Source organism: Arthrobacter sp. NPDC057009 (genome assembly GCF_042673905.1).
Taxonomy (GTDB): Bacteria; Actinomycetota; Actinomycetes; order Actinomycetales; family Micrococcaceae; genus Arthrobacter.
This window is the reverse complement of sequence record NZ_JBHUSB010000008.1, coordinates 94,328-119,082: the sequence shown is the minus strand read 5'-3', so window position 1 is coordinate 119,082 and position 24,755 is coordinate 94,328. Positions and strand designations below refer to the sequence as shown.

At 65.9% G+C, this 24,755-nt stretch carries 22 protein-coding genes; 11 read left to right on the top strand and 11 right to left on the bottom strand.

The window, feature by feature from the left end; translation table 11 throughout:
• Positions 1-3 precede the first annotated feature (3 nt).
• Positions 4-942: a carbohydrate kinase gene (locus tag ACFTR6_RS10685; protein WP_377957895.1), complete on the top strand. Its 939-nt coding sequence runs from the start codon at positions 4-6 to the stop codon at positions 940-942.
• Positions 943-1,504: 562 nt separating this feature from the next.
• Here ACFTR6_RS10685 and ACFTR6_RS10680 read toward each other — a convergent pair.
• The 5 genes from ACFTR6_RS10680 to ACFTR6_RS10660 form a co-directional block, all read right to left on the bottom strand.
• Positions 1,505-2,623, bottom strand: a complete 1,119-nt coding sequence (locus tag ACFTR6_RS10680) for an NAD(P)/FAD-dependent oxidoreductase (RefSeq protein WP_377957894.1) — start codon at positions 2,621-2,623, stop codon at positions 1,505-1,507.
• Positions 2,624-2,748: 125 nt separating this feature from the next.
• Positions 2,749-3,792, bottom strand: a complete 1,044-nt coding sequence (locus ACFTR6_RS10675) for a Gfo/Idh/MocA family oxidoreductase (protein ID WP_377957893.1) — start codon at positions 3,790-3,792, stop codon at positions 2,749-2,751.
• Complete coding sequence (locus ACFTR6_RS10670) at positions 3,792-4,583, bottom strand: amino acid ABC transporter ATP-binding protein (protein WP_377957892.1); 792 nt, start codon at positions 4,581-4,583, stop codon at positions 3,792-3,794. The genes ACFTR6_RS10675 and ACFTR6_RS10670 overlap by 1 nt, the downstream gene beginning before the upstream one ends.
• Positions 4,580-5,368 (bottom strand): amino acid ABC transporter permease, encoded by a 789-nt coding sequence (locus ACFTR6_RS10665; protein WP_076799398.1) that lies wholly within the window; start codon positions 5,366-5,368, stop codon positions 4,580-4,582. The genes ACFTR6_RS10670 and ACFTR6_RS10665 overlap by 4 nt, the downstream gene beginning before the upstream one ends.
• 118 nt (positions 5,369-5,486) lie before the next feature.
• Positions 5,487-6,353, bottom strand: coding sequence for an ABC transporter substrate-binding protein (locus ACFTR6_RS10660; protein WP_377957891.1), 867 nt, complete (start codon positions 6,351-6,353; stop codon positions 5,487-5,489).
• A gap of 177 nt (positions 6,354-6,530) precedes the next feature.
• Between ACFTR6_RS10660 and ACFTR6_RS10655 the strand changes: the two genes are divergently transcribed.
• Entirely contained in the window at positions 6,531-7,667 is a 1,137-nt protein-coding gene (locus ACFTR6_RS10655) for a LacI family DNA-binding transcriptional regulator (protein WP_377957890.1), read from the top strand.
• Here the strand turns inward: ACFTR6_RS10655 and treS are convergent.
• The 5 genes from treS to ACFTR6_RS10630 all read right to left on the bottom strand — a co-directional run bounded on the left by treS (position 7,604) and on the right by ACFTR6_RS10630 (position 13,786).
• Entirely contained in the window at positions 7,604-9,838 is a 2,235-nt protein-coding gene (gene treS, locus ACFTR6_RS10650) for a maltose alpha-D-glucosyltransferase (RefSeq protein WP_377957960.1), read from the bottom strand. The two genes, ACFTR6_RS10655 and treS, sit on opposite strands and share 64 nt — an antisense overlap.
• Before the next feature lie 419 nt (positions 9,839-10,257).
• Positions 10,258-10,662, bottom strand: coding sequence for a universal stress protein (locus tag ACFTR6_RS10645; protein ID WP_076799400.1), 405 nt, complete (start codon positions 10,660-10,662; stop codon positions 10,258-10,260).
• Complete coding sequence (locus tag ACFTR6_RS10640; RefSeq protein ID WP_377957889.1) at positions 10,659-12,185, bottom strand: tripartite tricarboxylate transporter permease; 1,527 nt, start codon at positions 12,183-12,185, stop codon at positions 10,659-10,661. The genes ACFTR6_RS10645 and ACFTR6_RS10640 overlap by 4 nt, the downstream gene beginning before the upstream one ends.
• A 9-nt stretch (positions 12,186-12,194) precedes the next feature.
• Positions 12,195-12,779 (bottom strand): tripartite tricarboxylate transporter TctB family protein, encoded by a 585-nt coding sequence (locus ACFTR6_RS10635; RefSeq protein WP_377957888.1) that lies wholly within the window; start codon positions 12,777-12,779, stop codon positions 12,195-12,197.
• Between the two features lie 5 nt (positions 12,780-12,784).
• Positions 12,785-13,786, bottom strand: a complete 1,002-nt coding sequence (locus ACFTR6_RS10630; protein ID WP_377957887.1) for a Bug family tripartite tricarboxylate transporter substrate binding protein — start codon at positions 13,784-13,786, stop codon at positions 12,785-12,787.
• Between the two features lie 147 nt (positions 13,787-13,933).
• Between ACFTR6_RS10630 and ACFTR6_RS10625 the strand changes: the two genes are divergently transcribed.
• The 5 genes from ACFTR6_RS10625 (at position 13,934) to ACFTR6_RS10605 (ending at position 19,824) form a co-directional block, all read left to right on the top strand.
• A complete protein-coding gene (locus ACFTR6_RS10625) occupies positions 13,934-14,818 on the top strand; it encodes a LysR family transcriptional regulator (protein ID WP_087871853.1) in 885 nt (294 codons plus the stop codon).
• Between the two features lie 142 nt (positions 14,819-14,960).
• Positions 14,961-15,875 (top strand): 5-dehydro-4-deoxyglucarate dehydratase, encoded by a 915-nt coding sequence (kdgD, locus tag ACFTR6_RS10620; RefSeq protein ID WP_377957886.1) that lies wholly within the window; start codon positions 14,961-14,963, stop codon positions 15,873-15,875.
• Between the two features lie 49 nt (positions 15,876-15,924).
• Positions 15,925-17,538 carry an aldehyde dehydrogenase (NADP(+)) gene (locus ACFTR6_RS10615; protein WP_377957885.1) on the top strand — a complete coding sequence of 538 codons (1,614 nt, stop codon included), beginning with the start codon at positions 15,925-15,927 and terminating at the stop codon, positions 17,536-17,538.
• Positions 17,535-18,863 (top strand): enolase C-terminal domain-like protein, encoded by a 1,329-nt coding sequence (locus ACFTR6_RS10610; RefSeq protein ID WP_076799406.1) that lies wholly within the window; start codon positions 17,535-17,537, stop codon positions 18,861-18,863. Before ACFTR6_RS10615 ends, ACFTR6_RS10610 begins: the two co-directional genes overlap by 4 nt.
• 40 nt (positions 18,864-18,903) lie before the next feature.
• Entirely contained in the window at positions 18,904-19,824 is a 921-nt protein-coding gene (locus ACFTR6_RS10605; RefSeq protein ID WP_377957884.1) for an AEC family transporter, read from the top strand.
• Positions 19,825-20,002: 178 nt separating this feature from the next.
• Here ACFTR6_RS10605 and ACFTR6_RS10600 read toward each other — a convergent pair whose 3' ends face one another.
• The gene (locus ACFTR6_RS10600) at positions 20,003-20,143 is read right to left on the bottom strand and encodes a hypothetical protein (protein ID WP_172411563.1); all 141 of its coding nucleotides are present in this window, start codon (positions 20,141-20,143) and stop codon (positions 20,003-20,005) included.
• Positions 20,144-20,325: 182 nt separating this feature from the next.
• Here ACFTR6_RS10600 and ACFTR6_RS10595 point away from each other — a divergent pair, with 182 nt between their 5' ends.
• The 4 genes from ACFTR6_RS10595 (at position 20,326) to ACFTR6_RS10580 (ending at position 24,737) form a co-directional block, all read left to right on the top strand.
• A complete protein-coding gene (locus ACFTR6_RS10595; RefSeq protein WP_377957883.1) occupies positions 20,326-21,453 on the top strand; it encodes a mandelate racemase/muconate lactonizing enzyme family protein in 1,128 nt (375 codons plus the stop codon).
• Positions 21,454-21,463: 10 nt separating this feature from the next.
• The gene (locus ACFTR6_RS10590) at positions 21,464-22,159 is read left to right on the top strand and encodes a FadR/GntR family transcriptional regulator (protein WP_087871849.1); all 696 of its coding nucleotides are present in this window, start codon (positions 21,464-21,466) and stop codon (positions 22,157-22,159) included.
• 211 nt (positions 22,160-22,370) lie between these two features.
• Positions 22,371-23,726 (top strand): MFS transporter, encoded by a 1,356-nt coding sequence (locus ACFTR6_RS10585; RefSeq protein WP_377957882.1) that lies wholly within the window; start codon positions 22,371-22,373, stop codon positions 23,724-23,726.
• Positions 23,727-23,990: 264 nt separating this feature from the next.
• Positions 23,991-24,737, top strand: coding sequence for a hypothetical protein (locus tag ACFTR6_RS10580; RefSeq protein ID WP_377957881.1), 747 nt, complete (start codon positions 23,991-23,993; stop codon positions 24,735-24,737).
• The last annotated feature ends 18 nt before the right edge of the window (positions 24,738-24,755 follow it).

The following is a 24,755-nucleotide window of genomic DNA, read 5'->3' as shown; positions in this document are numbered from 1 at the left end:
AACATGCAGAACAACGGCAAGCCAAGCCCTCCCCGGCAGGTGCTGGACGTCGTCGTCATCGGCGAAGCCCTCACCGACATCGTCACCACACCTGAGGGCACCACCGAACACCCCGGAGGGTCACCTGCCAACGTCGCCTACGGCCTGGCCAGGCTGGGAGTCAGCACCGGGCTGGTCACCGCCATCGGCGGTGACCGCTGCGGCGCGGCACTCGAAACACACCTGGCCGGCGCCGGCGTGGCCCTCCTGCCCGGCTACAACTCACTGGAGAAGACCTCGACGGCGACCGCCACCATCACCCTCGACGGTTCAGCCAGCTACAGCTTCGACATCACCTGGGATGTTGACCCACATGACTTTGCGCCCACCCCGCCCCGGGTCCTTCACACCGGTTCGATCGCGAGTTTTCTGGCACCGGGCGCCGGCAAGGTCAAGGAAATCCTCCAACAACTCCGTGATGACTGCACCATCACCTACGACCCCAACATCAGACCAGCCCTGCTCGGAACCCACGCCGAAGCACGCTCCGCTTTCGAGGAACTGGTACACCTCGTCAACGTCGTCAAACTCAGCGACGAGGACGCCGAATGGCTCTACCCGGAAAAGGCCTTAGAAGAAACCGCAACTCACATCCTGGGCCTGGGCGCAGAACTCGCTGTCATCACTAAGGGCTCATCCGGCTCTCTGCTGGCAACGCCCTCCGCCTCCCTCGGCATCCCGGCCGTCAAGTCCCCCGTCGTTGACACCATCGGCGCCGGAGACTCCTACATGTCCGCGCTGATCCTGGGACTCCTCACCCGAGCAACCGACGGCTACGCGCCCTCTGTCCTTGAGCAGCTCGGAGGCACGGCAGGGATGGCCGCCGCCGTTACCGTGGGCAGGGCCGGTGCGAACCCCCCGACCGCTCATGAACTCCGCGCCCAACTTCAGCGACACCACTAACTGCCGTGGGCACAAACAGGGGGAAGGCTGTATTCGAAGCCCACGCTATTCGACACCAAGCAAACTACAGTCCGCAGGCATATTCGATACCGAACTATTCATGCCCCGAAAAATGCTGTCGCACCAGACCCCTCAAAGTTTCCGGAACGCCCCTCTTGTAGCCGGACCCCCATTTTGGTTCAGAGACCTTGACTGACATCCGGGAAGTGCGTCCAATTGCGGCACACCCCAGCCTGACGTCAGAAACCAGGCACAGGGATGTCAGAACAGGGTCCGTTTCGGCCTTGTCTGACACGGGCTCAAGACGCTCTTAGAGATCAATCTGACATCACCTGGCCTCACTGAAGCTCTGTTCCGGGTCATGCTGGTCGTCTCGTTGGCTATAGAGTGGCCCTTTTCCCGAACCATCCGATAGCCGCCTCGTGATTTTGACCGCCTCTTGACTTTTAGTTACTGACGGGTAGCTTTAGGGAAGCACTTCGGGACCCCAGCCCGGAGGATTTGCCAAAGAAGCCCCGCACCGCTCTTCGTGAGTCCGGTGCGGGGCTTCCGCTTGCGTGATTCAGGAGAACCGGGCGGGGCGGAACGTGGCCAGCATGGGGTGTTTGTTGCCAGTCAGGATCTCACCGGCGAGGAGTTCGCCGACGACGAGTCCGAGTGTGGCACCGGAGTGGGTGAACGCTACGAAGCAGCCGGGCACCTGGCCGAGCTCTCCCAGCACGGGCTCGCCGTCACCCGGAATGGGCTTGTAGCCGATCTTCCAGCTTGCGGGCTTCAGCTCCGGGTTGCCGGCAATGAGCTTCGAGGCTTCATCGGCGAGTTCGTGGACAACGTCGTCCGGGACGCCGAACGTGCCATCGGCATGTTCGGTGATGTGCTCCTCGTACCAGTCGTGGTCGAGGGCGAACGTGCTGCCCGGGTTGGGGCGGACGGCGGCCCGCGGAGTGTTCATCACGGCCCGGACCTCATGGTCCACCGGCTTGGTCAGCACCAGCATGGATACCGGGGATCCGTTGGGGATCTCCACGCCAAGGGGGGCGACGACGGCGGGCGTCGCTGCCCCGCATGCCACCAGCACCGCGTCGGCGTCGTACGTCTCACCCGCTGCCGTCTCAACGCCCACCGCCCGGCCACCGTCAACGACGACCGACGACTTCCCGGCATTCAGGACCAGCTTGCCGCCGAGCCCATAGAATTCCTCCATCAGGAAATCCACGAGGTCCGGCAGGCTGACCCAGCCCTCACCCGGGTTGAAGATGGCGTTTTCCGGAACAGCGCCCGCATCGATGCCGGGCGTGACCCCGGCGATGTCTCCAGGCGTGAGCAGCTTTGAGTCGTAGCCGATGGACTTCTCGTAGGCATGCCGCGCCTCCGTGGCCTCCCGCTGTCCACCGGCGTTCCACATCAGTCCGCCGCCGAACTGCAGCCACTCCCGACTGGGATCTGCCGCGAAGAGGGTGCGGTACCTGTCAACGCCGGCGAGGCGGAGCTGGTGGTAGGGGGTGGAACGTTCGCCGGCGGAGTTGAGCCAGGAGAGTGAACGGCCGGTGGCTTCGCTGGCCAGGCCGCGTTCGGTCAGCAGCGTGACGGATGCACCTTCGCGGAGCAGGTGGACAGCGGTGGAGACGCCCAGAATACCGCCGCCGATAACGGCGACGTGCTGGGTGGCGGTGGAGGACATGCGTTCTCCCTTTCTGTGGATTTTGGACATGGTTGGGTAGGGACGCGGGGATTTGAGACAGGGTTGCGTCCGGAAAGGATGGGCGGCGGGTCGTCACCGCACCGGGTTGTGAAAGGCGTTGCGAGTCAGGCCAGCGCGTGGATGCCCTCGATGATCCTGAGGACCTCAAGCGGTTCCGCCGGGTCGACGGGAAGGGGGCCCGTCCCGCGGAGGGCGGCGGCGAGTTGCACGTAGAACTCGGGGTATGCGCCCCGCTCTGCCGGAACAGGGCTGGTGGCACCGTCCACTCCCAGAAGCCCCCAAGACTCCTGGGGTTCGATGCCGTAGGCGGGGTCGGACGGTTTCGTGCCGGCGGCCAGCGCGGGCTCCTGGCCGTCCAGGCCCCACTTCGTATACCCGGCTGCGGAGCCGAGAACGTGGAAGCGCGGGCCGACCTGGGCTGCCATGCCGTTCATCCATAGCCTGGTGCGGACGCCGGATTCATGCAGGAGGGAGACGAAGGCCTCCGTGTCGGCTGCGTCTGGGTCGGGTCCCCGATTGGCGGTCTCACCACGGCTCCGTGCCACCGGGCCGAACAGCTGGATGGCCTGGTCGATCAGGTGCGCGCCGAGGTCATGAAGGATTCCGCCGCCCTGGGCAAGGGCGGTGCTGTCACGCCAGTTACCGAAGCCCTCCGGCCGCCACCATTCGAACCGTGATTCGAACGTGCGCACCTCCCCCAGACCCTGCCGCTGAAGCAGTTTCCGGAGTGTGAGGAAGTCGGCGTCCCACCTGCGGTTCTGGAACACTGTGAGCTGCACACCGGCGTCGGATGCCAGGGCGATCAGCTCCGCGCCCTGGGTGGAGGTGGGCACGAAGGGCTTGTCCACCACGACGTGAAGGCTGTGCGCAATGGCGGCCGCGGCGAGGTCGAGGTGGGTGTGCGGCGGCGTGCCCAGCACCACAAGGTCCAGGTCCGGGGACAGCGCAAACATCTCCTCCGGCGTCGGAACGATCCGCGCCCGGGGGTAGAGCCGCGCCGCCTCGGCGGCCCGTGCCGGATCCGCCGTCACGATCACGTCCAGGGAGTACTGCGGGTCTGCCGCGATCAACGGCGCATGGAAGACCTTGCCGGAGATTCCAAAGCCGACGACGGCGGTCCGGATAGGTGCGGATGTCACCGTCGCCATCACAGCACCTCCGAGAGGAAACGCTGCAGGCGTTCACTGCGCGGGCTATCGAACAGGTCGGCAGGGGATCCGGATTCGACCACTTCGCCTTCGTCCATGAAAACAACCTGGTCGGCGACCTTGCGGGCGAAGCCCATCTCGTGGGTGACGACGAGCATGGTCATCCCGCGGCGGCCGAGCCCGGCCATCAGGTTCAGGACGCCCTTGACCAGTTCCGGGTCCAAGGCGCTGGTCGCTTCATCGAACAGCATCACTTCCGGTTCCATGGCCAGCGCCCGGGCGATGGCCACCCGCTGCTGCTGGCCGCCGGACAGGTCGCGGGGGCGGTGGTCGGCGCGCTCGGCAAGGCCCACTTCGGCCAGCCGGCGGCGGGCGCGTTCCATGGCCTCGGCCTTGGGCATGCCCTTGACGCTCCAGAGGGCAAGGGCCACATTCTCCAGCGCGGTGTGGTCCGGGAAGAGGTTGAAGTGCTGGAACACCATGCCAATGCGGCGCCGCAGGGTGTCCGGCTTGACCTGCAGGGCGCTTTCACCGGCCAGCAGCACGTCGCCGCTCTTGGGTTCATGCAGCCGGTTGACGCCGCGCAGCAGCGTGGACTTGCCGGAACCGGACGGGCCGATGATGCAGGTGGTGGTACCAGGGGCCACGGAGAGGCTGACGTTCCGGAGCACGTCAATGTCGCCGTAGGCCATGGTCAGGTTCCGCAGTTCCAGGCTTGAGCCGTGGAACGTTTCGGTATCAGGGGCGGCCTGGCTCCCGCTCTTGCTGGTGCTTGGGCTGGTGAGGTTCATGTGTTGCTCCCGGTGGTGAGCGGCGAGGCCGCGTCGAGTTCCTTGACTTCCTTCAGGCCGGATGTGGGCGCGGTGGGCCGGCGGCGGCCGGTGCGGAACCTGTTGTCGAAGTAGTTGACCAGGTGGGTCAGGGGCACGGTGATCACAAGGTAGAAGATGCCGGCCATTACCAGGGGCGAGAGGTTTCCCGACAGCACGGCGGCGTCCTGGCCGACGCGGAATAGTTCCCGTTCGCTGACCAGCAGGCCCAGGAAGTACACCAGGGAGGAGTCCTTGACGATGGCGATGAACTGGTTGACCAGGGCCGGCAGGACCCGGCGGACGCCCTGGGGAACCACGACCAGGGCCATGGATTTGGCGTAGCTCATGCCCAGGGCGCGGCAGGCCTCACCCTGGCCCTTGTCCACGCTGAGGATGCCGGCACGGAAGATTTCGCCGATGTAGGCGCTGGCGATCAGGCTCAGCGCGATGATGCCCAGGGGGTAGGGCGAGGGCCCGAAGACCGACTGGCTGAACCGGGCGAAGCCCTGGCCGATCAAGAGGATGGTCAGGATGGCGGGCAGGCCGCGGAAGAGGTCGGTGTAGATACGGGCCGGAATACGCAGCCAGCGGGAACGGGAGATACCCATGACCGCAACCACCATGCCCAGCACGACGCCAAGGATGGTGGCGGCGACGGAGATGATCAGCGTGTTGAGAAGGCCAACCCCGAGGAGTTGGGGCAGCACCTCGAGCATTGCTTCAAAGTCGAAGAAGGTGCGGCCGATGATGTTGAGCCAGTCCATTGATTGCTCTCAGACGTTAGTTGTTGAATTCGTGAGCCGGGTTGGATGTGTTGTCTGCCGGGCGGGCGGCCTGTGCGCGGCCCGCCCGGCGGAGATCCGTTGCCGGACCGGACTTCGCTTACTTGCTTGCGGTGGGAGCCGGCGTGGCGGTCTGCTCGGCCTTGGGCAGGTATTGCTCCGGCATGGGGGAGCCCGGGAACCACTTCTGGTAGAGCTTCTTCCACGTGCCGTCTTCCATTGCTTCGGCGAGGCCCTTGTTCAGCGCTTCCTTGAAAGCGGGCTTGTCCTTGGCGATAGCGAAGCCCGCGGGGGCGTCAAAGGACGGAATGTCCGCAGCGCTGACCAGTCCGTACTGCTCCTGGTAGGCCTTGGCCGCCTCGTAGTCGAGGAAGTGGGCGTCCACGGAGCCGCTGTTGACGGCGGCGATGGCGGTGTTGTTGTCAGGGAAACGGACCAGGTTGGCGGACGTGAAGTTCTTGACGGCGTACGCTTCCTGGAGCGTTCCCTGCACCACGCCCAGGCGCTTTCCGTTTAGGCCCTCCGCGTCCTTGACTCCGGAGGTCTTCGTGGTGATGACCGTCAGGTAACCGGCGAGGTAGCCGTTGGAGAAGTCGACGGTTTCCTTGCGCTTGTCCGTGATGCCGATAGCAGCGACCCCGACGTCGAACTGCCCGTTGGCTACGGCGGCGAGGAGTCCGGAGAAGTCCTGTCCGGTGAAGACCACTTTGTCTACGCCGGCACGGTGGGCCACGTCCTTGAACAGTTCGACGTCGAAGCCGGTGAAGTTACCCTGCGCGTCGGTGAAGGTGTACGGCTTGGAGTCACCCAGGCTGGCCACCCGGATGGTGCCCGGTTCGATCAGTCCGTACGGGTTGTCGGCCGGGCTCGAGGTGGCGGAGGATGATCCGCCGCAGCCGGAGAGGGCGAGGATGGCCGCCAGGGCTGCCGCAGCCACTGCTGCCGGACGGAAGTTCAGTTTGATCACAGCGTTGTCCAATCGTGGGAGGGAGGGCGGTGCTGTCAGGGCCGCCGAAGGATTTGGTCGATGAAAGCTCTTGCTGAGTCCGGTCTCAGTCCCTACGATTGAGACCGGACTCACATCGATTGCTAGAAATGTAGCGGAACTCACAACCGGCGTCAACAGCCCCTCTGAAAGGTGAACATGAGCAGTGACGGAGCAAGGCGGCGGGACGTAACAGTTGCCGACGTCGCAAAAGCTGCCCAGGTGTCCAAGGCCCAGGCCGCCCGCGCGCTCGGCAATTACGGCGCAGTCAGTGATGACGTCCGCGAGCGGGTGCTTGCCGCCGCCGAAGAGCTGGACTACCGGCCGAACGAGCTGGCGCGCAGCATGAACACCGGGAAATCGCACACCATCGGCGTTGTGGTGGGCGACATCGAAAACCCCCATTTTGGCCTCGCCACCCGGGGAATCACGGATATCGCGAAGAAGAGCGGCTACAACGTCATCCTGATCAACACCGATGAGAACACTGCCGCGGAAGTCGATGCTGTTCGCGTCCTGCTGGACAAGAGGGTCGACGGCCTGATCGTCGCACCGGCGTCGTCGGTGGAGACCCAGCACCTGCGGCGGGTCCACGAAGCGGGCCGGCCGCTGGTGCTCCTGGATCGCTCGGCTGAGGGACTCACAGTGGAAACCGTCGCCGTCGACATGGCCGCGATCTCCTACGAATCCACCAATTACCTGCTCGACGCCGGACACCGAAGGGTGGCCTTCATCTCGACGCTGCGCTCCGATACCGTTTTTTCCGCCGGAATGCGGCTGGGTTCGTCCCAGATCTCTGACCGCTTGGAAGGGATGCGGCGCGCGTTTGCTGACTCGGGGCACAACTTTCCGGAGGATCTCGTGCGGCTCAATGCCGGTGACGCCGGCTCCATCCGGAAGCTCACGCGTGAGGTGCTGCTGGGCGCAGATCCGGCCACCGCCGTCGTGGCTTCCGATGGCCTGATCGCTCTCAGCGTGGTGGAAGCCATCCAGGAAATGGGACTGCGCATCCCGGAGGACGTGTCATTCCTGATGTATGACGACTTCGCGTGGACCCGCCTGACCACACCTCCGCTGACCGTCGTGTCCCAGCCCGTTTACGAGATGGGAGCCGCGGCGGCGGCCGCCCTGATCCGGCAGATCGAGGGCCGCCCGCCGCTGGTGCCGGCACCGGAGTTCAATGCCGCCCTGGTCCACCGAGGCTCGGTGGGGACGGTGCCGGAATCAGCGCCTCATTCAGCGTCGCCGTCGTCCTCCGTCTTGCCTTCCTTCAGGAGCAGTGCCGTGCCCTGGTAGGCGCCCAGTTCGAGGAAGAAGCTGTGCAGGTCATCGACCTGGCCCACGGTCTCGCCGCTGAAGAGGTCGTGGACGCTGCTGCCGGGAACCAGGTGGGTGGACTGGATACTGCCTGAGATGTCCTGGCCGGAGAAGTTGAGGACAGTGACCTGCAGGTTTCCGTCCCCCAGCCGGTTGACCATCACGAGCAACCCACGCTGGGACACCTCCGGCACATCCAGCAGGGTGCTGGTGGCGATCCCGTTCTGCTCCCGCACCTCAAGGATTTTCTGCAGCCGCCGGGCGAAGGAGGCCGGGTCCTTGAGCTGTTCCGGCAGCGGACCGTAGAGGCTGCGGGCCCGCGGCATGCCCGCGGAGGAAGCCTCCGCCTCGGGGCTGGTGCCCATGATGTCGTGCGCACCGCGGTTGATCCAGCGCGTGTCCCCCTGGGCGGTGAGCTCCCGCACCCTCTGGCGGTCCAGGGCCGTGACGCCGGTGAGGTCCCAGCCTGACAGGGCGAAGACGCCGGGCTGGAGGGCGTTGTACATGGACAGCAGGATGTGGGCGTCCAGGATTTGGGCCTGCTGTTCTTCGGTGAGGTTCTCCGGGTCCTCAATGCCCAGGGCCGCCATGATGAAGCTCGCCGTGGTGCAGGCGATGCCGTTCGTGGTGAACAGGGCGTTATAGGGGGTCTCCGGGCCCGTCAGCCGTTCCCGCAGGGTTTGCTGGACATGCTCGGCAACTTCGGCGCCGGTGAGTTCCTGGCCGTTGAGTTCGAAGACGTCGTCCTTGTGGCCGGCGGCGAAATGGACCAGCTCGTAGGTCAGTTCGTCGTGGTTCTGCAGGGCGTGCACCAGGGACGCCTGATCCACGCCGATCTCCATGGCAAGCCGCAGCGTCAGGCGCAGGAACTCGGTGTCCGCGGTCACCAGCGCATAGTGGTAGGCCGGCCTGGTCACGAAGTCGTAGGAAAGGTCCGGGCCCGACTCCGAGGTGGCCTTGATGTCGTCGATGGTCAGGTTGAGTTCTTGGAAGGAGAACCCGCCGACCTTGCGGATCATGGATCCGATCAGCTGGTTTGCCGCCTCGGAGAGCGGGTGCCCTTCGGACCAGCCCGGCTGTTCCTCGGCGCTTTTCTCCACGCCCAGGAACCCGTTGGCATCCAGCCGGAGCGCACCCGTGCCCAGGTCGAGGAGCGAGTGCAGGGCGTCCCCCACCACCAGTCGCATGCCCGCAAAGGTGGGATCCAGCCAGTTGATGGAGGGCTGGCCGGCCTTGAAGTAGTGCAGGTACACCCAGCGGCGGGTCTTCCCGGCCGTGTCCACAATGGGCCGCGTGGCGCTCCAGTTGGTCTCCTTGACCCCTGGTTCATAGAAGATCACGCGTTGCAGCCGGCCAATGATGTACCCGGCCTTTTGCAGTGCCTGCTCGGCATCCGGGCTGATGTTGACCGAGTCTTCGCCTTCGGGGACGTCGGGCAGCAGGTGCCAGTCCTCTTCCGGGATGTCGATCATGTGGTAGATGCCGGGGTAGTCCCGGAAGTTCATCTCGGCCAGGCGGAAGTCGGCCCCTTTGCCGGTGTGGCCGGGGACAATGTCGTCGATGACGGTGCCGTCATGCTCGACGGCAACCTCGCACATCCGGCGGAATTCATCCTCGGTGCCAAACACGGGGTCGATCGCCATGCTGATGCGGTCAAAGTGCCCGTCCACACTGGGCGTTTGGGTCCAGCCACTGATGCCGCCGGCGAGCTTGACCGGGCCGGTGTGCAGGCCCCTGATCCCGATCTCGCGGAAAGCATCCCACAGTTCAGGATCTCCCAGGGCTGAGAGGAAGGACTGGCCCGGCCGGGTGATGAAGGACAGCGGGTACGCGGTAAACCAGACGGGTGCGCGTTCCACGGCCGCCCGCGGGTTCGGATGGGCGTACGAGTGCTGCCACATGCTGGCCTGGCCGGACAGCTGGCGCGCCATCACATTGGCGTCCCCCAGCATGGCCTGGTTCCGCAGCCACTCGACATAGGCCGCATTCCGTCCGTCGAACTCGAGCGACGGACGGTCGGCAAAGAACTGCCGGCGGCGGGCAATTGGCCGCAGCGCCTTGGGACGGGCCGGATAGAACTGCTCGTCGTAGGTGATGTCAGCGGCCTCGGTTACTTCCGGCGCTTCAGTTGCCCCGGGCACTTCGGGCACTTCCGTCTGCGGACCTCCGGCTCCCGGATCAGCCGGAGCCGCTTCCCCGGGCGGCACCGCTCCTGTGCCGGCCCCGAAACCGTTGGTCTCGCCGTCGAACTCGTCGGCTGCTGAACCGCTCTTGCTGAAGCTTGCTTCCCGCACAGACTTCTCCTTTGTCGGTGGTTCCTGCGTGGCACCTCCCCCAGGGGTGTTCTTCAAGTCCTTCCGTACCCCGGCGTCCTGAGAGTATTCACGCTTGTCCGCTCCGCCCACCCTATGCTGACTGGGGCCGGAATCAACAGCTCCCACACGGGCGGTGACGCACACTGTCCTCCGTGGCTCCGTCCCACCGGGTAACAAGGTGGAGGATACGGCTGAGGCGGGCCGGGATCCTGTTCGGATACCGGCCCGCCTCCTGCCGCGTGGTGCTTCGGGTACTAAAACTGGCCGCCGTCGGCCTTCACGGCCAGAACGGGACGGTCGGCCTGCATGAGGATGCGCTGGGCGTGGCTGCCCAGGATGAACTTGCCCACCTGCGTGCGGTGGCGCAGCCCGATGACGATCAGGGAGGCATTTTCCTCCCGGGCGACGTCGAGGAACTCATCAGCCAGGTCATGCTGGTAGGGCGGCTGGATCACCCTGGCCGTGACTCCTGCTTCCTCGGCCCGCCTGGAGGCCTTGGCCAGGACATCGTCCGGTGCCACCGACTTGTCCACCAGGGCGCCTTCCCGGGCGGAGTTGACGATCACCAGCTCCTGGTTCCGGAGCCGGGCCTCGGCGATGCCGGCCGCGAGGGCAGCCTCCCCCGCCGGGGTGGGGACAAATCCAACGATGATGCTCATACCTTTTCCTTGATCTTTGCGGCGGGAGTAACTGCGGACGCCTTGCGCTTGGCCAGCGCGGAGCGGATGGCCGGGAGGGCGGCCACGACGACGAACACGATGAGGAGCGTGGCGGAGATGGGCCGGCCGAAGAAGCCCAGCGGATCACCGCCGAACACCAGCAGCGAACGCCGCAGCGAGCTTTCGAGCAGTTCGCCCAGGACGAAGGCCAGCACCAGCGGGCCGGGCTCGAAGCCGAACTTCTTCATCAGGTAGCCCACGATGCCGAAGACCACCACGAGGGTGACGTCGAACATGCTGTTGTTGATGGTGTAAGCGCCGAGCAGCGTAATCAGCGCCGTGATGGGTGCCAGGATGGCGGCACGGACCCGGAGGATCTTAACGAAGATGCCCACGAGCGGCAGGCTCATGATCAGCAGCAGGATGTTGCCGATGTACATGGAGTTCACCACGCCCCAGAACAGATCAGGGTTCTCGTCCACGAGCTGCGGACCGGGGGTGACGCCCTGGATCAGCAGCGCGCCGAACATCAGCGCCATGGTGGCGTTGGCAGGGATGCCAAGGGTGAGCAGCGGAATGAAGGAAGACGTCGCGGCTGCGTTGTTGGCAGTTTCCGGTCCCGCAACACCTTCCGGCGCGCCCTTGCCGAAACGCTCCGGCTTTTTGGCCCGCTTCTTCTCCATGGCGTAGGAGGCCATCGAGGCGATGGTGGCACCTCCGCCGGGCAGGATGCCCAGGAAGAAGCCGAGCACTGACCCGCGGCCGATCGCACCGGACGCCTGCTTGAGGTCGCCCCTGCTGGGCCATACGTTTGCGACGGCGGAGGGGGCCTTGGCGGCGCGGTGGCGCTCCTCGAGGTTGTAGAGGATCTCGCCGAGGCCGAAAATGCCCATGGCGATCGGGACGAAGCCGATGCCGTCGGCCAGCTGCAGGCTGCCGAAGGTGAACCGGTTTGCACCGGTGAAGACATCCCGGCCAACCGTGGCGAGCAGGAGCCCGATGGCGGCCGCAATGAGTGCCTTGGCCTTTGCTCCGCTGCTGATGGTGGCCACCAGCAGGATGCCCAGCAGCGCCAGGGCGGTGTATTCGGGTGCCCCGAAGTCCAGGGCGAAGCTGGCCACGATCGGAGCCAGGAAGGTGAGTCCAACGATGGCAGCGGTGCCGCCGACGAACGAGCCGATGGACGCCAGGCCGAGGGCCGTGCCGGCTTTTCCGTGTTTGGCCATCTGGTAGCCGTCAAAGACCGTGACCACCGAGGACGCCTCGCCGGGCAGGCGCAGGAGCACCGAGGTGATCGTGCCGCCGTACTGGGCGCCGTAGAAGATGCCGGCCAGCATGATGATGGCGGTGACGGGCTCCACGTTGTAGGTGAGCGGAAGGAGGATGGCGATGGTTGCCGCGGGCCCCAGACCGGGCAACACGCCGATCAGCATGCCGATGACGACGCCGATCAGGCAGTACAGCAGATTGGTCGGCTCCAGGACGACTGCAAATCCGTTGATCACGGGATTCAGGAAATCCACGGTGGTCTCCTAGAAGAGGTGGGGAATGGAAGTGTTGAGCGCCAACACGAAGATGCCGTAGAAGGTTGCCACCACGAGGGCGCTGACCAGGAGCGTGGAGCGCCAGGTTTCGCCGCCGAGGAACCGCATCCAGATGATGCACAGCACCAGGGCCGGCAGTTCGAAGCCGATCAGCGGCATGAGTGCCACCATCGCGGCCAGGGTGATCAGGCCCGTCAGCGCGGCCACGGACATGCGGGTGAACTTCTCCGCGTCCCGGTTGCGCCGGCCCATGACCAGCTGGAACAGCCCGAGGGCCGCCAAGACGCAGCTGATCATGAAGGGCCACAGGCCCGGCTGGGGTGCGGACGGTGTGCCCAGGCCCATGGCGATGGACAGGACAACGGCTCCGACGCCAACGCCGATGACCACCAGGGAGGACGCCACGTTGGCCAGCGCGCCGGCGGCAGGGGGCTTTTCTTCCTCCCACTGGGCTGCCAGCTGTTCGGGGGTCAGATCGTCAAGCTCTTCGGCGGGAAGGTTGCTGCCGTTCCCGGCAGGGGAAACAGCGTTCGGGCTGCTCCCCCCGCCGGGTACCGGTGTTGCTGCCTGCACTGGACTCACTTGTTCCCGGCGAGGCTGATGTCGTACTTCTCCACCAGGGCCTTGTACTTGGCTGCGTAGTCCTTCCACTGGGTGACTACTTCCTCACCGGAGATCTCCTTCGGCGTCAGCATGTTCTTCTTGTTGAACTCCTTGTAGGAGTCAGACTTCAGGGTTTCCTGGATGGCGGCGAGGAGCTTGTCCTTGACTTCCTGCGGGGTTCCCTTCGGAGCGGCGACGGCGCGGTACTGCGCGACCGGGACGTCATAGCCGGATTCCTTGGCGGTGGGAGTGTCCGGGAGGAAGGAGTTGCGCTCCTCCGAGAAGACGAGCAGCGGGGACACCTTGCCGGCCTCGATCTGCGGCATGGCCTCGCCGAGCTGGATGGTGGCCAGTTCAACCTGGTTGCCCAGGACGGCGGTCAGGGCGGGCTTGCCGCTGTCGAAGGGAACGTCGGTGCCCTTCACGTTGGCCTGCTTGAACAGGACAGTCTGGGCCAACTGGCTGCCGGTGCCGACGCCGGTGGTGCCGTAGGTGACGTTGCGCCCGGCGGAGGTTACATCCTTGATGGACTTGAAGCCGGACTTTTCGCTGGCGACCAGCACGTAGTCGTCCTGCGACAGGCCGGTGATGATGTCGAAGTCATCGATGTTGACGGCCTCGTCCTGGGTCACGGCCAGCGGGGTGATGGTGATCAGGGAAGCGGTCAGCAGCAGCAGGTTCTGGCCGTCGGCGGGCTTGCCTGCCACCTCCTTGCTGGCCAGCGCGCCGTTGGCACCGGGCTTGTTCACCACCGGCATCGGGGCGCCGAGCGGCTTGGCCGCACCTTCCGAAATTGCCCGGGCGATGAGGTCCGTGCTTCCGCCCGGCGCCTGGCCCACGGTCAGCGTCACCGGGCCGTTGGGGTACTTGGATGAGTCAGCGCTGCCGCCGGAAACGTTGCCGCATGCGGTCAGGGCCAACAGGGTGATGGCGGACGCCGCGCCAAGAACAGCACGGCGGGTGGGGAAGTGCATCATTGAAACTCCTCATTTGCACCGCGGGCTGCCTCAGCCCGCAGGGGGGATGTGAACCCGGTCACTGCCGGTTCGCTAGGACGAGTTTAGGGAGGCGCTATGATGCATGTCTAAGCCCAAATATGCATCAAGTAATACCGGGAGGGCATCATGTTTACCTTCGACCAGCTGACCGGGTTCATCGCCGTCGCCGAGGAACTGCACTTCGGCCGGGCTGCCGAGCGGCTCAACATGACCCAGCCGCCGCTCAGCCGCCAGATCCAGAAGCTGGAGAAGACCGTGGGGGCCGAACTGCTCGAGCGGGACAACCGCCGGGTGGAGCTGACGGCTGCCGGACGCGCGTTTCTTGACGAGGCACGCAGGCTGATGGCGCTGGCCAGCAGGGCACCCGTGACGGCACGGCGGATCGCCTCCGGCCGCCAGGGCCACCTGCGCATCGGATTCACCGCCGCGAGCGGCTTCAGCATCCTCGGGCCCCTGCTCGAGGAGATCGGCGCCATCGTTCCCGAGGTGGACATCGACCTCCAGGAACTCGTGACAGGTGAACAGATTCAGGGGCTCCTCACCGGCGAGCTGGACCTCGGCCTGGCACGGCCGCCCTTCGACACCGAAGTCTTCGACTCCCACCTGCTCTACCGCGAATCCATGGTGCTGGCCGTTCCCGCCTCGCATCCGCTGGCGGGCCTGAAGCGGGACATCCGGAACGAGGACTTCAAGGACGAACCCCTCATCATGCACTCGCCCACGGAGGCCCGGTACTTCTACGACCTCGTGGTCCGCCTGCACGATATCCGGCACGAGAACGTGGTGCACACCGTCAGCCAGATCCTCACCATGGTTTCTCTTGTGGCCGCCAAGCGGGGCGTGGCCTTTGTGCCGCACTCGGCAACGGCGCTGGGCATCCGCGGTGTTTCCTTTCTCCGGCTGGCCAGCAGCGAGGAAGAGCCCGTGGAGCTCCATGCCATCTGGAACCGGGACGCCAAGAACCCCGCCCTGGTGCGGCTGCTGCGAGACCTGGAGTTTGCCGGCGGATAGGCTGCGAACGTCCATGGACTCAATGCGCGGAGGGTATCAATAGATTCAAAAATGCACTTAGACAGGCATGGACGGCGGTCCCTACTCTGAAAAGGAACCACCCCACCTCCGCCGCCTCCGGCACCGACTCCAAGGACATCCCGTGGCAAAACTTTCACCCCAGGAACTGGCCAACACCCTCAAGGACGGGCTGCTGTCCTTCCCCGTGACTTCGTTCGATGCAGAGCTGCAGTTCGACGAGGAGAACTACCGCAAACACCTGGCGTGGCAGGCCAGCTTCCCGGTCGCCGGCCTTTTCGCCGCCGGCGGCACGGGCGAGGGCTTCTCCCTCACCCCGGCCGAGTCGGCCCGCGTGGTCCGTGCCGCCGTCGAGGAAGTCGGCAACACGGTCCCCGTCCTGGCTTCCGCCGGCGGCTCCACCGCCCAGGCCATCGAGAACGCCAAGGCTGCGGAGGCCGCCGGCGCCGAGGGCATCCTGCTCCTGCCGCCGTATCTGACCGAGGCCGACCAGGGTGGCCTGATCGACCACGTCAGCGCCGTCTGCAGCGCCACTTCCCTGGGCGTGATCATCTACAACCGCGCCAACGCCATCTACAAGGACACCACGGTGGCTACGCTGGCCGACCGGCACGAAAACCTGATCGGCTTCAAGGACGGCGTGGGGGACCTCGAGCACGACGCCCGCGTCTACGCCAAGCTCGGCGACCGCCTGTTCTACCTCGGCGGCCTGCCCACGGCGGAGACCTTCGCACTGCCGCTGCTGCAGCTGGGCATGAGCACGTACTCCAGCGCGATGTACAACTTCGTTCCGCAGTTCGCACTCGACTTCTACCGGGACGTCCGCAACAACGACCGCGTGGCCGTCAACCAGAAGCTCAACGACTTCGTCATCCCCTACCTGGACATCCGCGACCGCGTGAAGGGTTACGCCGTCTCCATCGTCAAGGGCGGCCTCGACGCGATCGGCCGTTCCGCCGGCGGCGTCCGTCCCCCGCTGCAGAACATGGCGGAAAAGGACCTGGCCGACCTCAAGGAACTCATCGCCAGGGTTTCCTAGTCGACCGTCTCCTGACGGCCCACACCACCTGTATTTAGGAGGAACAACCGTGACCCTTACCGGACACTCCCTGATCGCCGGACAGACCGTTGCCGGCGAAGGCAAGACAACCTTCGCCTTCAACCCGGCCAGCAACGAACAGCTCGAGCCCGCTTACACCCTGCTCACCGAGGAGCAACTCAGGGCCGCCACCGCCGCGGCCGCCGAGGCCTTCGCGTCCTTCAGCACGCTGGACCCCGAAACCCACGCCGCGTTCCTGGACGCGATCGCGGACAACATCGAAGCGATCGGCGATGAACTGATCGTCCGCGCCGGCCAGGAAACCGGCCTGCCCGCCGCCCGCCTGACCGGCGAACGCGCCCGCACCACCGGCCAGCTGCGGCTCTTCGCCAACGTGGTCCGCCAGGGCGACTTCCGCGGCGTGCGCATCGACCCGGCCCTGCCGGACCGCACGCCCCTGCCGCGCGCTGACATCCGCCAGCGCCAGATCCCGCTGGGCCCGGTCGCCGTGTTCGGTGCCAGCAACTTCCCGCTGGCCTTCTCGACGGCGGGCGGCGACACCGCGTCTGCCCTCGCCGCGGGCTGCCCCGTGGTTTTCAAGGCCCACAACGCCCACCCCGGCACCAGTGAGCTGGTGGGCCAGGCCATCGCCAAGGCCGTCCGCGACGCCGGCCTGCACCCGGGCGTCTTCTCCCTCATCTATGGCCCCGGTTCCAGCATCGGCCAGGCCCTCGTCGCCGACCCGGCGATCAAGGCCGTCGGCTTCACCGGCTCCCAAAGCGCAGGCATCGCGCTGATGCGCACCGCCGCTGCACGCCCGGAACCGATCCCTGTCTACGCGGAGATGTCCTCGCTCAACCCAGTGTTTGTCTTCCCCGGCGCCCTGGACGGCCCGGCCGAACAGATCGATGCACTGGCACAGCAGTACATCACCGCCGTGACCGGCAGCTCGGGTCAGCTGTGCACCTCCCCCGGCCTGCTGTTCGCCCCCGCCGGTGAGGCGGGCGACAAACTGGCTGCCGCCGTCGGCCGCGCTGTTGCCGCCTGCGCCGGCCAGACAATGCTTACTGCAGGGATCGCCGATTCCTGGAACTCCGGCACCCAGGCGCTCGGCGCCGCTGAGAACGTGACCGTCGTCGGGACCGGAACCCCCGGCCCCACCGAGAATGCACCGGCACCGGCCATCTACGGCACCGAAATCCGCGACTTCATCACCAACGAGGTCCTGCACACTGAAATTTTCGGCGCCGCATCCCTGGTGATCCGCTACTCCTCCGCCGAGGAACTCGTCGAGGCCGCCAACCGGCTCGAGGGGCAGCTCACCGCGTCCCTGCAGCTCACCGAAGAGGACTACCCGACGGCGGCACAACTGATCCCGGCGCTGGAGCAGAAGGTGGGGCGCATCATCGTCAACGGCTGGCCCACCGGCGTCGAAGTCGGCCACGCCATGGTCCATGGCGGCCCCTTCCCGGCCACCTCTGACACACGCACCACCTCCGTGGGTACGCTGGCCATTAACCGGTTCCTCCGGCCCGTGGCCTATCAGAACCTGCCGCAGGAACTCCTCCCGGCAGCCCTCCAGGACGCCAACCCGTGGCACCTGAACCGCCGGATTGACGGCACCGTTGTGGCCGCTGAAGAGAAAGAGGAGGTCAACGCATGACCGCCCAGCCGACAATTGCGCGCGTAGAGGTTGTCCCGGTTGCGGGTTACGACAGCATGCTGATGAACCTCAGCGGTGCCCACGGGCCGTTCTTCACCCGGAACGTGGTCATCGTGACCGACTCCGACGGCCGGACCGGCCTCGGCGAGGTCCCCGGCGGCGAGAAGATCCGCACCACCATCGAGGAAGCCGGTGCGCTGATCGCCGGCAAGCCGGTGGCCCGCTACCGCTCGCTGCTGCGCGAAATCACCGCTGAGTTCGCCGACCGTGACGCCGGCGGCCGCGGCCTGCAGACCTTCGACCTGCGCACCACCGTCCACGCCGTCACCGCCGTCGAGTCCGCACTGCTGGACCTGCACGGCCAGTTCCTTGGCGTCCCGGTGGCCGAACTGCTGGGCGACGGCCAGCAGCGGACCTCTGTGCCGATGCTCGGATACCTGTTCTTCATCGGTGACCACAAGCGGACTGACCTGCCGTACCTGGTGGAGGAATCGCCGTCGGACCGGTGGGAAGAACTGCGCCGCCAGGAGGCGATGACTCCCGAGGCAGTTGTGGCGCTGGCCGAGGCGGCGCAGGAGCGCTACGGCTTCAGCGACTTCAAGCTCAAGGGCGGCGTGCTGTCCGGCGACGACGAAGTGGACGTGGTGACGGCGCTGGCCAAACGCTTCCCCGATGCCCGTGTCACCCTGGACCCGAACGGCGGCTGGCTCCTCGAGGAGGCCATCCGGCTGGGCAAGCGCATGCAGGGCGTCGTTGCCTATGCCGAAGACCCGTGCGGCGCTGAAGGCCGCTTCTCCGGACGCGAGGTCATGGCCGAATTCCGCCGGGCCACCGGGCTGAAGACCGCCACCAACATGATTGCCACGGACTGGCGGGAAATGTCCCATGCCATCCGCAGCAACGCCGTGGACATCCCGCTGGCGGACCCGCACTTCTGGACCATGCACGGTTCGGTCCGGGTGGCGCAGCTGTGCAACGAGTTCGGCCTGACCTGGGGCTCGCACTCGAACAACCACTTCGACATCTCGCTCGCCATGTTCACGCATACCGGTGCGGCGGCTCCCGGCGAGATCACCGCCCTGGATACGCACTGGATCTGGCAGGACGGGCAGGGCCTGACCAAGAACCCGCTGCAGATCAAGGGCGGCGCCATCGAGGTTCCGGACGCACCCGGCCTTGGCATCGAGCTGGACCGCGCGGCCCTGGACAAGGCGCACCAGCTGTACCTGGAGCACGGACTGGACGCCCGCGACGACAGCATCGGCATGCAGTACTACATCGACGGCTGGTCCTTCGACCCGAAGCGGCCCTGCCTCGTCCGTTGAGCGCAACTCCCGTACATACAGATAAATAGAAGGGCAGAGTGTGGGCGGCGTCGTCTCCGGAATCCTCATCGTTTCTGCAGTCATCGCCGTCGGTTACCTCGCTGCCAGGTTCCGCATTCTGGGGCCCGAGGTCCAGGGCGCGCTGACCCGCAGCGCGTTTTACATCACCAACCCTGCCCTGCTTTACACCGTCGTGGCCGGCTCGGACGTCCGCGCCGCCCTCGGAACTGACGCCCCGCTGGCGCTGCTTTCAGCAGCGGCAGTGGGGCTTCTTTACTGGCTGCTGAGCTTCCTGTTCTTCCGCCGCCCGGCTGCGGAAACCGCCGTCGGTGCGATGGCCAGCAGCTACGCCAACGCCAACAACATCGGCATTCCCGTCTCGCTGTACGCCGTCGGCACCGCGCAGCACGTGGCCCCGGTGCTGCTGGTGCAGCTCCTGGTCCTGGCCCCCTTCTACCTCACGCTGCTCGGAGTGTTCTCCGGCGCGCGGATCTCGTGGAAGAAGGTACTGCTCCAGCCGCTGTCCAACCCCATGATCATCGCCTCGGCCCTCGGCGTACTCATTGCGCTGACCGGCTGGCAGGAGCCGGAGCTGCTGCGGAAGCCGATCGACATGCTGGCCGGCGGGGCGGTTCCGATGGTGCTGCTCGCCTTTGGCCTCTCGCTGGCCGGCCGCGCGCCGCTGCAGAAGGATGACGGCCGCACCGAAACCCTCGTGGCCACGTTCCTGAAGATTGCCGGCATGCCCGTGATCGTCTGGCTGCTGGGGCGTTTTGTCTTTGGCCTCGAGGGGCAGCATCTGCTGGCCAGCGTGATCATGGCGGCCCTCCCCACTGCACAGAACGTCTTCCTGTTCGCCTCCCCCTACGGCCGCGGCATGACCGTGGCCCGGGACGTGATCCTCTGCACCACCATCCTGTGCGTGGGCGCCTTGCTGGTGGTTGCTTGGGCCGTCGGGTAGGTGACGGGCCATGCACCCGTGCCGGTCCTTCTGGAGAGCAGGGTTTTCACAAGGTGCAGGGGCGAATATTGGATATGTCCTTGAAGGGAGGCAGCTTCGGCTCCTTCGCGCAGGACTGCCGGGTCCGGCTTCCTCAGGTGCTGGACCCGGCCACACTGCCGCTGCCAGATGCGGGGATTCAGTCCTGGTCGGTGGTCTCGGAAAACGACATATCAGGGGCGGCCCCATCCGCGGCCGCCACCCAGGCCATGAAGTCCGCGTACGACATGAACGAGTAGTAGTCGCAGAACCTCAGGCGTGCCTTTTCATGCTTGGTCACTCTGACTGAACATCCTCCCTTCTTCTGCCCTTTCAACAGCTATAACGCTGGGCGTGGATTGCGCATTCCACCCCCCGGCGCCTTGGTCGGTGCTCCTTTCCCGCCGCATACTTGTAGTACAAGTTATTAGCTTGTATCCTAAGAAGGCGGGCGATGTTGCCCCTACTTCCAAGGAGAACCCCATGAGCACCGTCGATCTGATCCGGCACGTCAAACTTTCCACCGCACGCCTTCCGCTGGCCGTCCCGATCAGCGACGCCAAGGTGTTTACAGGCCGGCAGAAGCCCATGACGGAGGTCGTCTTCCTCTTTGCGGAAATCACCACGGAGCAGGGCCACACCGGCCTGGGCTTCAGCTACTCCAAGCGCGCCGGTGGTCCGGCCCAGTACGCCCATGCCAAGGAAGTCGCCGAAGGAATCATCGGCGAGGATCCCAACGACATCGGCAAGCTCTACACCAAGCTGCTCTGGGCCGGCGCGTCGGTGGGCCGCTCGGGCGTTGCCACCCAGGCCCTCGCCGCCATCGACATCGCGCTGTACGACCTCAAGGCCAAGCGTGCCGGGCTGCCCCTCGCCAAGCTGCTGGGTTCCTACCGCGACTCCGTCCAGACGTACAACACCTCAGGCGGCTTCCTGAACGCCACCCTCGACGAGGTCAAGGCCCGTGCCACGCAGTCCATCGAAGAGGGCATCGGCGGCATCAAGATCAAGGTGGGGCTTCCGGACACCAAGGAGGACCTGCGCCGCGTCGCCGGCATCCGCGAACACATCGGCTGGGACGTGCCCCTTATGGTGGACGCCAACCAGCAGTGGGACCGCGCCACAGCATTGCGCATGGGCCGCCGGCTCGAGGAGTTCAACCTGATCTGGATCGAGGAACCGCTGGACGCCTACGACTTCGACGGCCACGCCCACCTCGCCCAGGTCCTGGACACCCCCATCGCCACCGGCGAAATGCTCGCCTCCGTAGCCGAGCACAAGGGCCTCATCGCAGCCGGCGGCTGCGACATCATCCAGCCCGACGCCCCGCGCGTGGGAGGCATCACCCAGTTCCTCCGCCTCGCCGCTCTGGCCGACGAACGCGGCCTGGGCCTGGCCCCGCACTTCGCGATGGAAATCCACCTGCACCTGGCCGCCGCCTACCCGCGCGAGCCGTGGGTGGAGCACTTCGACTGGCTGGACCCGCTGTTCAACGAGCGTCTTGAGACCAAGGACGGCCGCATGATCGTTCCGGACCGCCCGGGCCTCGGCGTCAGCCTCAGCGACCAGGCCCGTGCGTGGACCACCGAGACCGTGGAATTCGGCGCGTAACCTTGAATGCATGAGCCGGAACCTGACCGCGGACCTCACCGCCGACCTTCGCACCCGCATAGTCGACGGCGTCATCCAGCCCGGTGAAAAGCTTCCGAGCGAAAACACCCTTATCGGAGAGTTCGGCGTCAGCCGGACAGTCGTCCGGTCTGCACTCACGCGGCTTCAGGCAGAAGGCTTGGTGGAAACCGAACGCGGGCGGGGCAGTTTTGCGCTGACCCCGCCCACGGCGGGTCCGACGTCGGGCCAGCCCGCCAGGGCCGTGGTCACCGCCGAAGACCGGCAGCACCTGCTGGAATTCCGGATCGGCGTCGAATCCGAAGCGGCAGCCCTGGCCGCAGGAAACCGCACGGAGCGGCAACTGGGCGCCATGCGGCAGGCACTGGCAGAGTTCACGGACAGCGTCGAGCATCCCGCCCACGCAATGAAGGCGGACTTTGAGTTCCACAAAGCCATCGCCGCTGCCTCCGGAAACCCTTTCTACACCGACTGCCTGGCGTCCCTCGGCCAGACCATGATCGCCATGCCGCGCACCCGGCTGATGACCGGCGTCGAGCATTACGCACGGGACCACTTTGAGCAGGTGGTCCACGAACACGCGTCCATTTTTGCCGCCATCGCGGACAGTGACGGAGCCACAGCATCTGCAGCAATGCGGAATCATCTGGCAAACTCCCGCCGCAGGCTGCGGGCCGGACGCGAGTAGAGTCCCCGGGCTACGCCCCGCTGAATCACGGGCTTGAGCTGCCAGGATGCGGCAGTGGTTCCTTGTGGGTATCACGCCATGCAATATGTGTGTTGGACGGGCATGAAACCTCCTGCTTACAGTTAACAAAGTGCTGTGGCGAGGACCACAACGGCCACCCCGTAGTCCCCCACCGCGTGATCTTGCTGCTCTATCAAAGAGGATTCCCCCAATGCAGTCTGTAGACACTGCTGTCACGGACGTGGCTTCGGCCATGAAGAAGTTTTTCCGGCGCGTGCTGCCCATCATGCTGGTAATGCTCGTATGCAACCAGCTGAACCGGTCCAACATCGGGTACGCCCAGGACCACCTGCAGACTGACGTTGGCATCGGCGCCGCCGCCTACGGCTTCGGCGCCGGCCTGTTCTTCATCGCCTACGCAATTTTCGAGCTCCCGAGCAACGTGATGATGGAGAAGTACGGTGCCAAGGTCTGGCTGACCCGGATCATGGTCAGCTGGGGCATCGTGTCCTTCCTCATGGCGTTCGTCCAGAACGAGGTCATGTTCTACGTTCTGCGGTTCCTGCTGGGCGCTGCGGAGGCCGGCTTCTTCCCGGCCGTCATCTTCTACTTCGCCCGCTGGGTGCCCGCCGGGCAGCGCGGCAAGGCAACCGCCATCTTCATCGCCGGCTCCTCGGTGGCAGCGGCCCTTTCCGGCCCCATCGCCGGCCTGCTCCTGAGCCTGCACGACGTCCTGGGCCTGCGCGGCTGGCAGTGGCTGTTCGGCTTCGAAGGAGCGCTCTCCGTCGTCGTCGGCATCACCGTGTTCTTCTTCCTCGACGCCAAAATCCAGGATGCCAAGTGGCTCACGGCAGCCGAAAAGTCGGCCCTCACCGCAACGATCGAGCAGGAGGACGCGCAGCACACCAAGGCCGGCACCGGCAAGGTCAACCGCTGGAAGATGCTCCTGAACCCGCAGATTCTCCTGCTGTGCGGCATCTACTTCTCGGTCCAGCTCTCCATCTACGCAAACACGTTCTGGCTGCCGACCATCGTCAAGCAGATCCCGGGCACCACGGACCTGTCCGTCGGCTTCCTCTCCTCCATCCCCTGGGTGTGCGCTGTGTTCGCCATGTACTTCGCAGCGAAGTGGCAGGACAAGGCAAAGTCCAAGCGCCCGCTGCTGGTCGCTGCGCTCCTCGTGGCCGCCGTCGGCACGCTCGCGGCAGCCGTCGCCACCCCGGTCCTGGCCCTGGTGTTCCTCGCCATCGCCGCCATGGGCTTCAAGAGCGCGTCGCCGCTGTTCTGGACCATCCCGCAGTCGGCCCTGCACCCGCTGGTCCTCGCCCCGGCCATCGCCGTCATCAACTCGCTGGGCAACCTCGGCGGCTTCGTGGCACCGTTCGGGTTCGGCATCATCAAGGAGCAGACCGGAAGCGTGGTCCCCGGCCTGTTCGCCCTCGCCGCGGCATCCACGGTTGCGGCCATCCTGGTCTACTTCCTCAAGGAGCGGAAGCCAGGCTCCGGCGTTGCGGAGAAGGCATCGGCCCCCGGCGCAACACGGCTGGAGCCGTCAACGGCAAAGTAGGCCATCAGCAGTGACGTGACAGTCAGCGGGGCGGGTGCCGGCATTCCGGCGCCCGCCCCGCGGCGTTTTCCTGCGTGGGCTGCCGGTCCACCCCCTCTGTGCTCTGGTATTGAAAGGACAAGCGCCGTACGCTCGGAGCAATCGCACGCGGCCGGGCGAAAGCCGAACGCTGCTCCCTGCGCTCCGGTCCCCGGCAGGGGCGGTTTCCGGGACAGGCCCGCGAAAACCCGCAGGCCAGCCGGCAGACGGAACGGGGATCCACTCATGCACCAGAGCATCGCGCCAATCTCCCTTGCCGCGGCAGCGGCCATTTTCCTCACCGGCTGCGGCGGACCCGCACCGTCAGGCACGGGAAGTACGACGGCGGAGCCCTCCTCCGCGTCTGCCACACCGACGTCCCCCGCACCAACGTCACCGGCGAAGGCCTACACCAACGAGGACCTCACCGCGATCGTCACAGGACTCAAGGACGCGCAGGGACGGGCCCTCACCGTTGTGCCCGCCGCCCAGGTGGACCAGGGGCTCATCGTGGCCCGTGAACTTCTCACGAACGCTGTCATCACGCCGAAGGAGTGCGGCGTCCTGGCAGACAACAACACCCAGGTTCCCGAGGGCAGCACCTACGCGGCAGGGGCAAGCCTGGCGGCGGAAGCCAAGACAGCAACGATCGTGACGGTTTTCGCCGTCAAGGATCCCGCCGTCATGACGAGCCAGTTCGACAAAAGCGAGGCAGCGATCCGCGACTGCTCCACTTATACGGTCGAATTGAAGGGGCAGAAGATCACCAGTGCGATGAAGACCCTGGAAGTCCCGGTGGAAGCCGAGAGGTCGATGAGCGCCCTGCAGACCCAGACACTCCCCACCGGACAGAAGCAGGCCGTACTGACCGTTACGGGCGTAAAGGGTACTTTGGCTGCCACCGCTGTGAAGACCGGCACCACGGGGACTGTGACCGCAAGTGCGGCTCCGGAACTCGCCAGGCTGGTCAGTGCCGCGCTGGCTGCCGGCTGAGGCAGGGTGAGGTCAGCT

Coding starts and splice junctions, on each gene's coding strand:
- ACFTR6_RS10610 (WP_076799406.1), top strand. CDS start 17,535: ATGACCGCCCAGCCGACAATTGCGCGCGTAGAGGTTGTCCCGGTTGCG.
- ACFTR6_RS10680 (WP_377957894.1), bottom strand. CDS start 2,623: ATGTCCTCCACCGCCACCCAGCACGTCGCCGTTATCGGCGGCGGTATT.
- ACFTR6_RS10630 (WP_377957887.1), bottom strand. CDS start 13,786: ATGATGCACTTCCCCACCCGCCGTGCTGTTCTTGGCGCGGCGTCCGCC.
- ACFTR6_RS10645 (WP_076799400.1), bottom strand. CDS start 10,662: ATGAGCATCATCGTTGGATTTGTCCCCACCCCGGCGGGGGAGGCTGCC.
- ACFTR6_RS10625 (WP_087871853.1), top strand. CDS start 13,934: ATGTTTACCTTCGACCAGCTGACCGGGTTCATCGCCGTCGCCGAGGAA.
- ACFTR6_RS10685 (WP_377957895.1), top strand. CDS start 4: ATGCAGAACAACGGCAAGCCAAGCCCTCCCCGGCAGGTGCTGGACGTC.
- ACFTR6_RS10670 (WP_377957892.1), bottom strand. CDS start 4,583: ATGAACCTCACCAGCCCAAGCACCAGCAAGAGCGGGAGCCAGGCCGCC.
- ACFTR6_RS10590 (WP_087871849.1), top strand. CDS start 21,464: ATGAGCCGGAACCTGACCGCGGACCTCACCGCCGACCTTCGCACCCGC.
- ACFTR6_RS10595 (WP_377957883.1), top strand. CDS start 20,326: ATGAGCACCGTCGATCTGATCCGGCACGTCAAACTTTCCACCGCACGC.
- ACFTR6_RS10675 (WP_377957893.1), bottom strand. CDS start 3,792: ATGGCGACGGTGACATCCGCACCTATCCGGACCGCCGTCGTCGGCTTT.
- ACFTR6_RS10585 (WP_377957882.1), top strand. CDS start 22,371: ATGCAGTCTGTAGACACTGCTGTCACGGACGTGGCTTCGGCCATGAAG.
- ACFTR6_RS10580 (WP_377957881.1), top strand. CDS start 23,991: ATGCACCAGAGCATCGCGCCAATCTCCCTTGCCGCGGCAGCGGCCATT.
- ACFTR6_RS10655 (WP_377957890.1), top strand. CDS start 6,531: ATGAGCAGTGACGGAGCAAGGCGGCGGGACGTAACAGTTGCCGACGTC.
- ACFTR6_RS10665 (WP_076799398.1), bottom strand. CDS start 5,368: ATGGACTGGCTCAACATCATCGGCCGCACCTTCTTCGACTTTGAAGCA.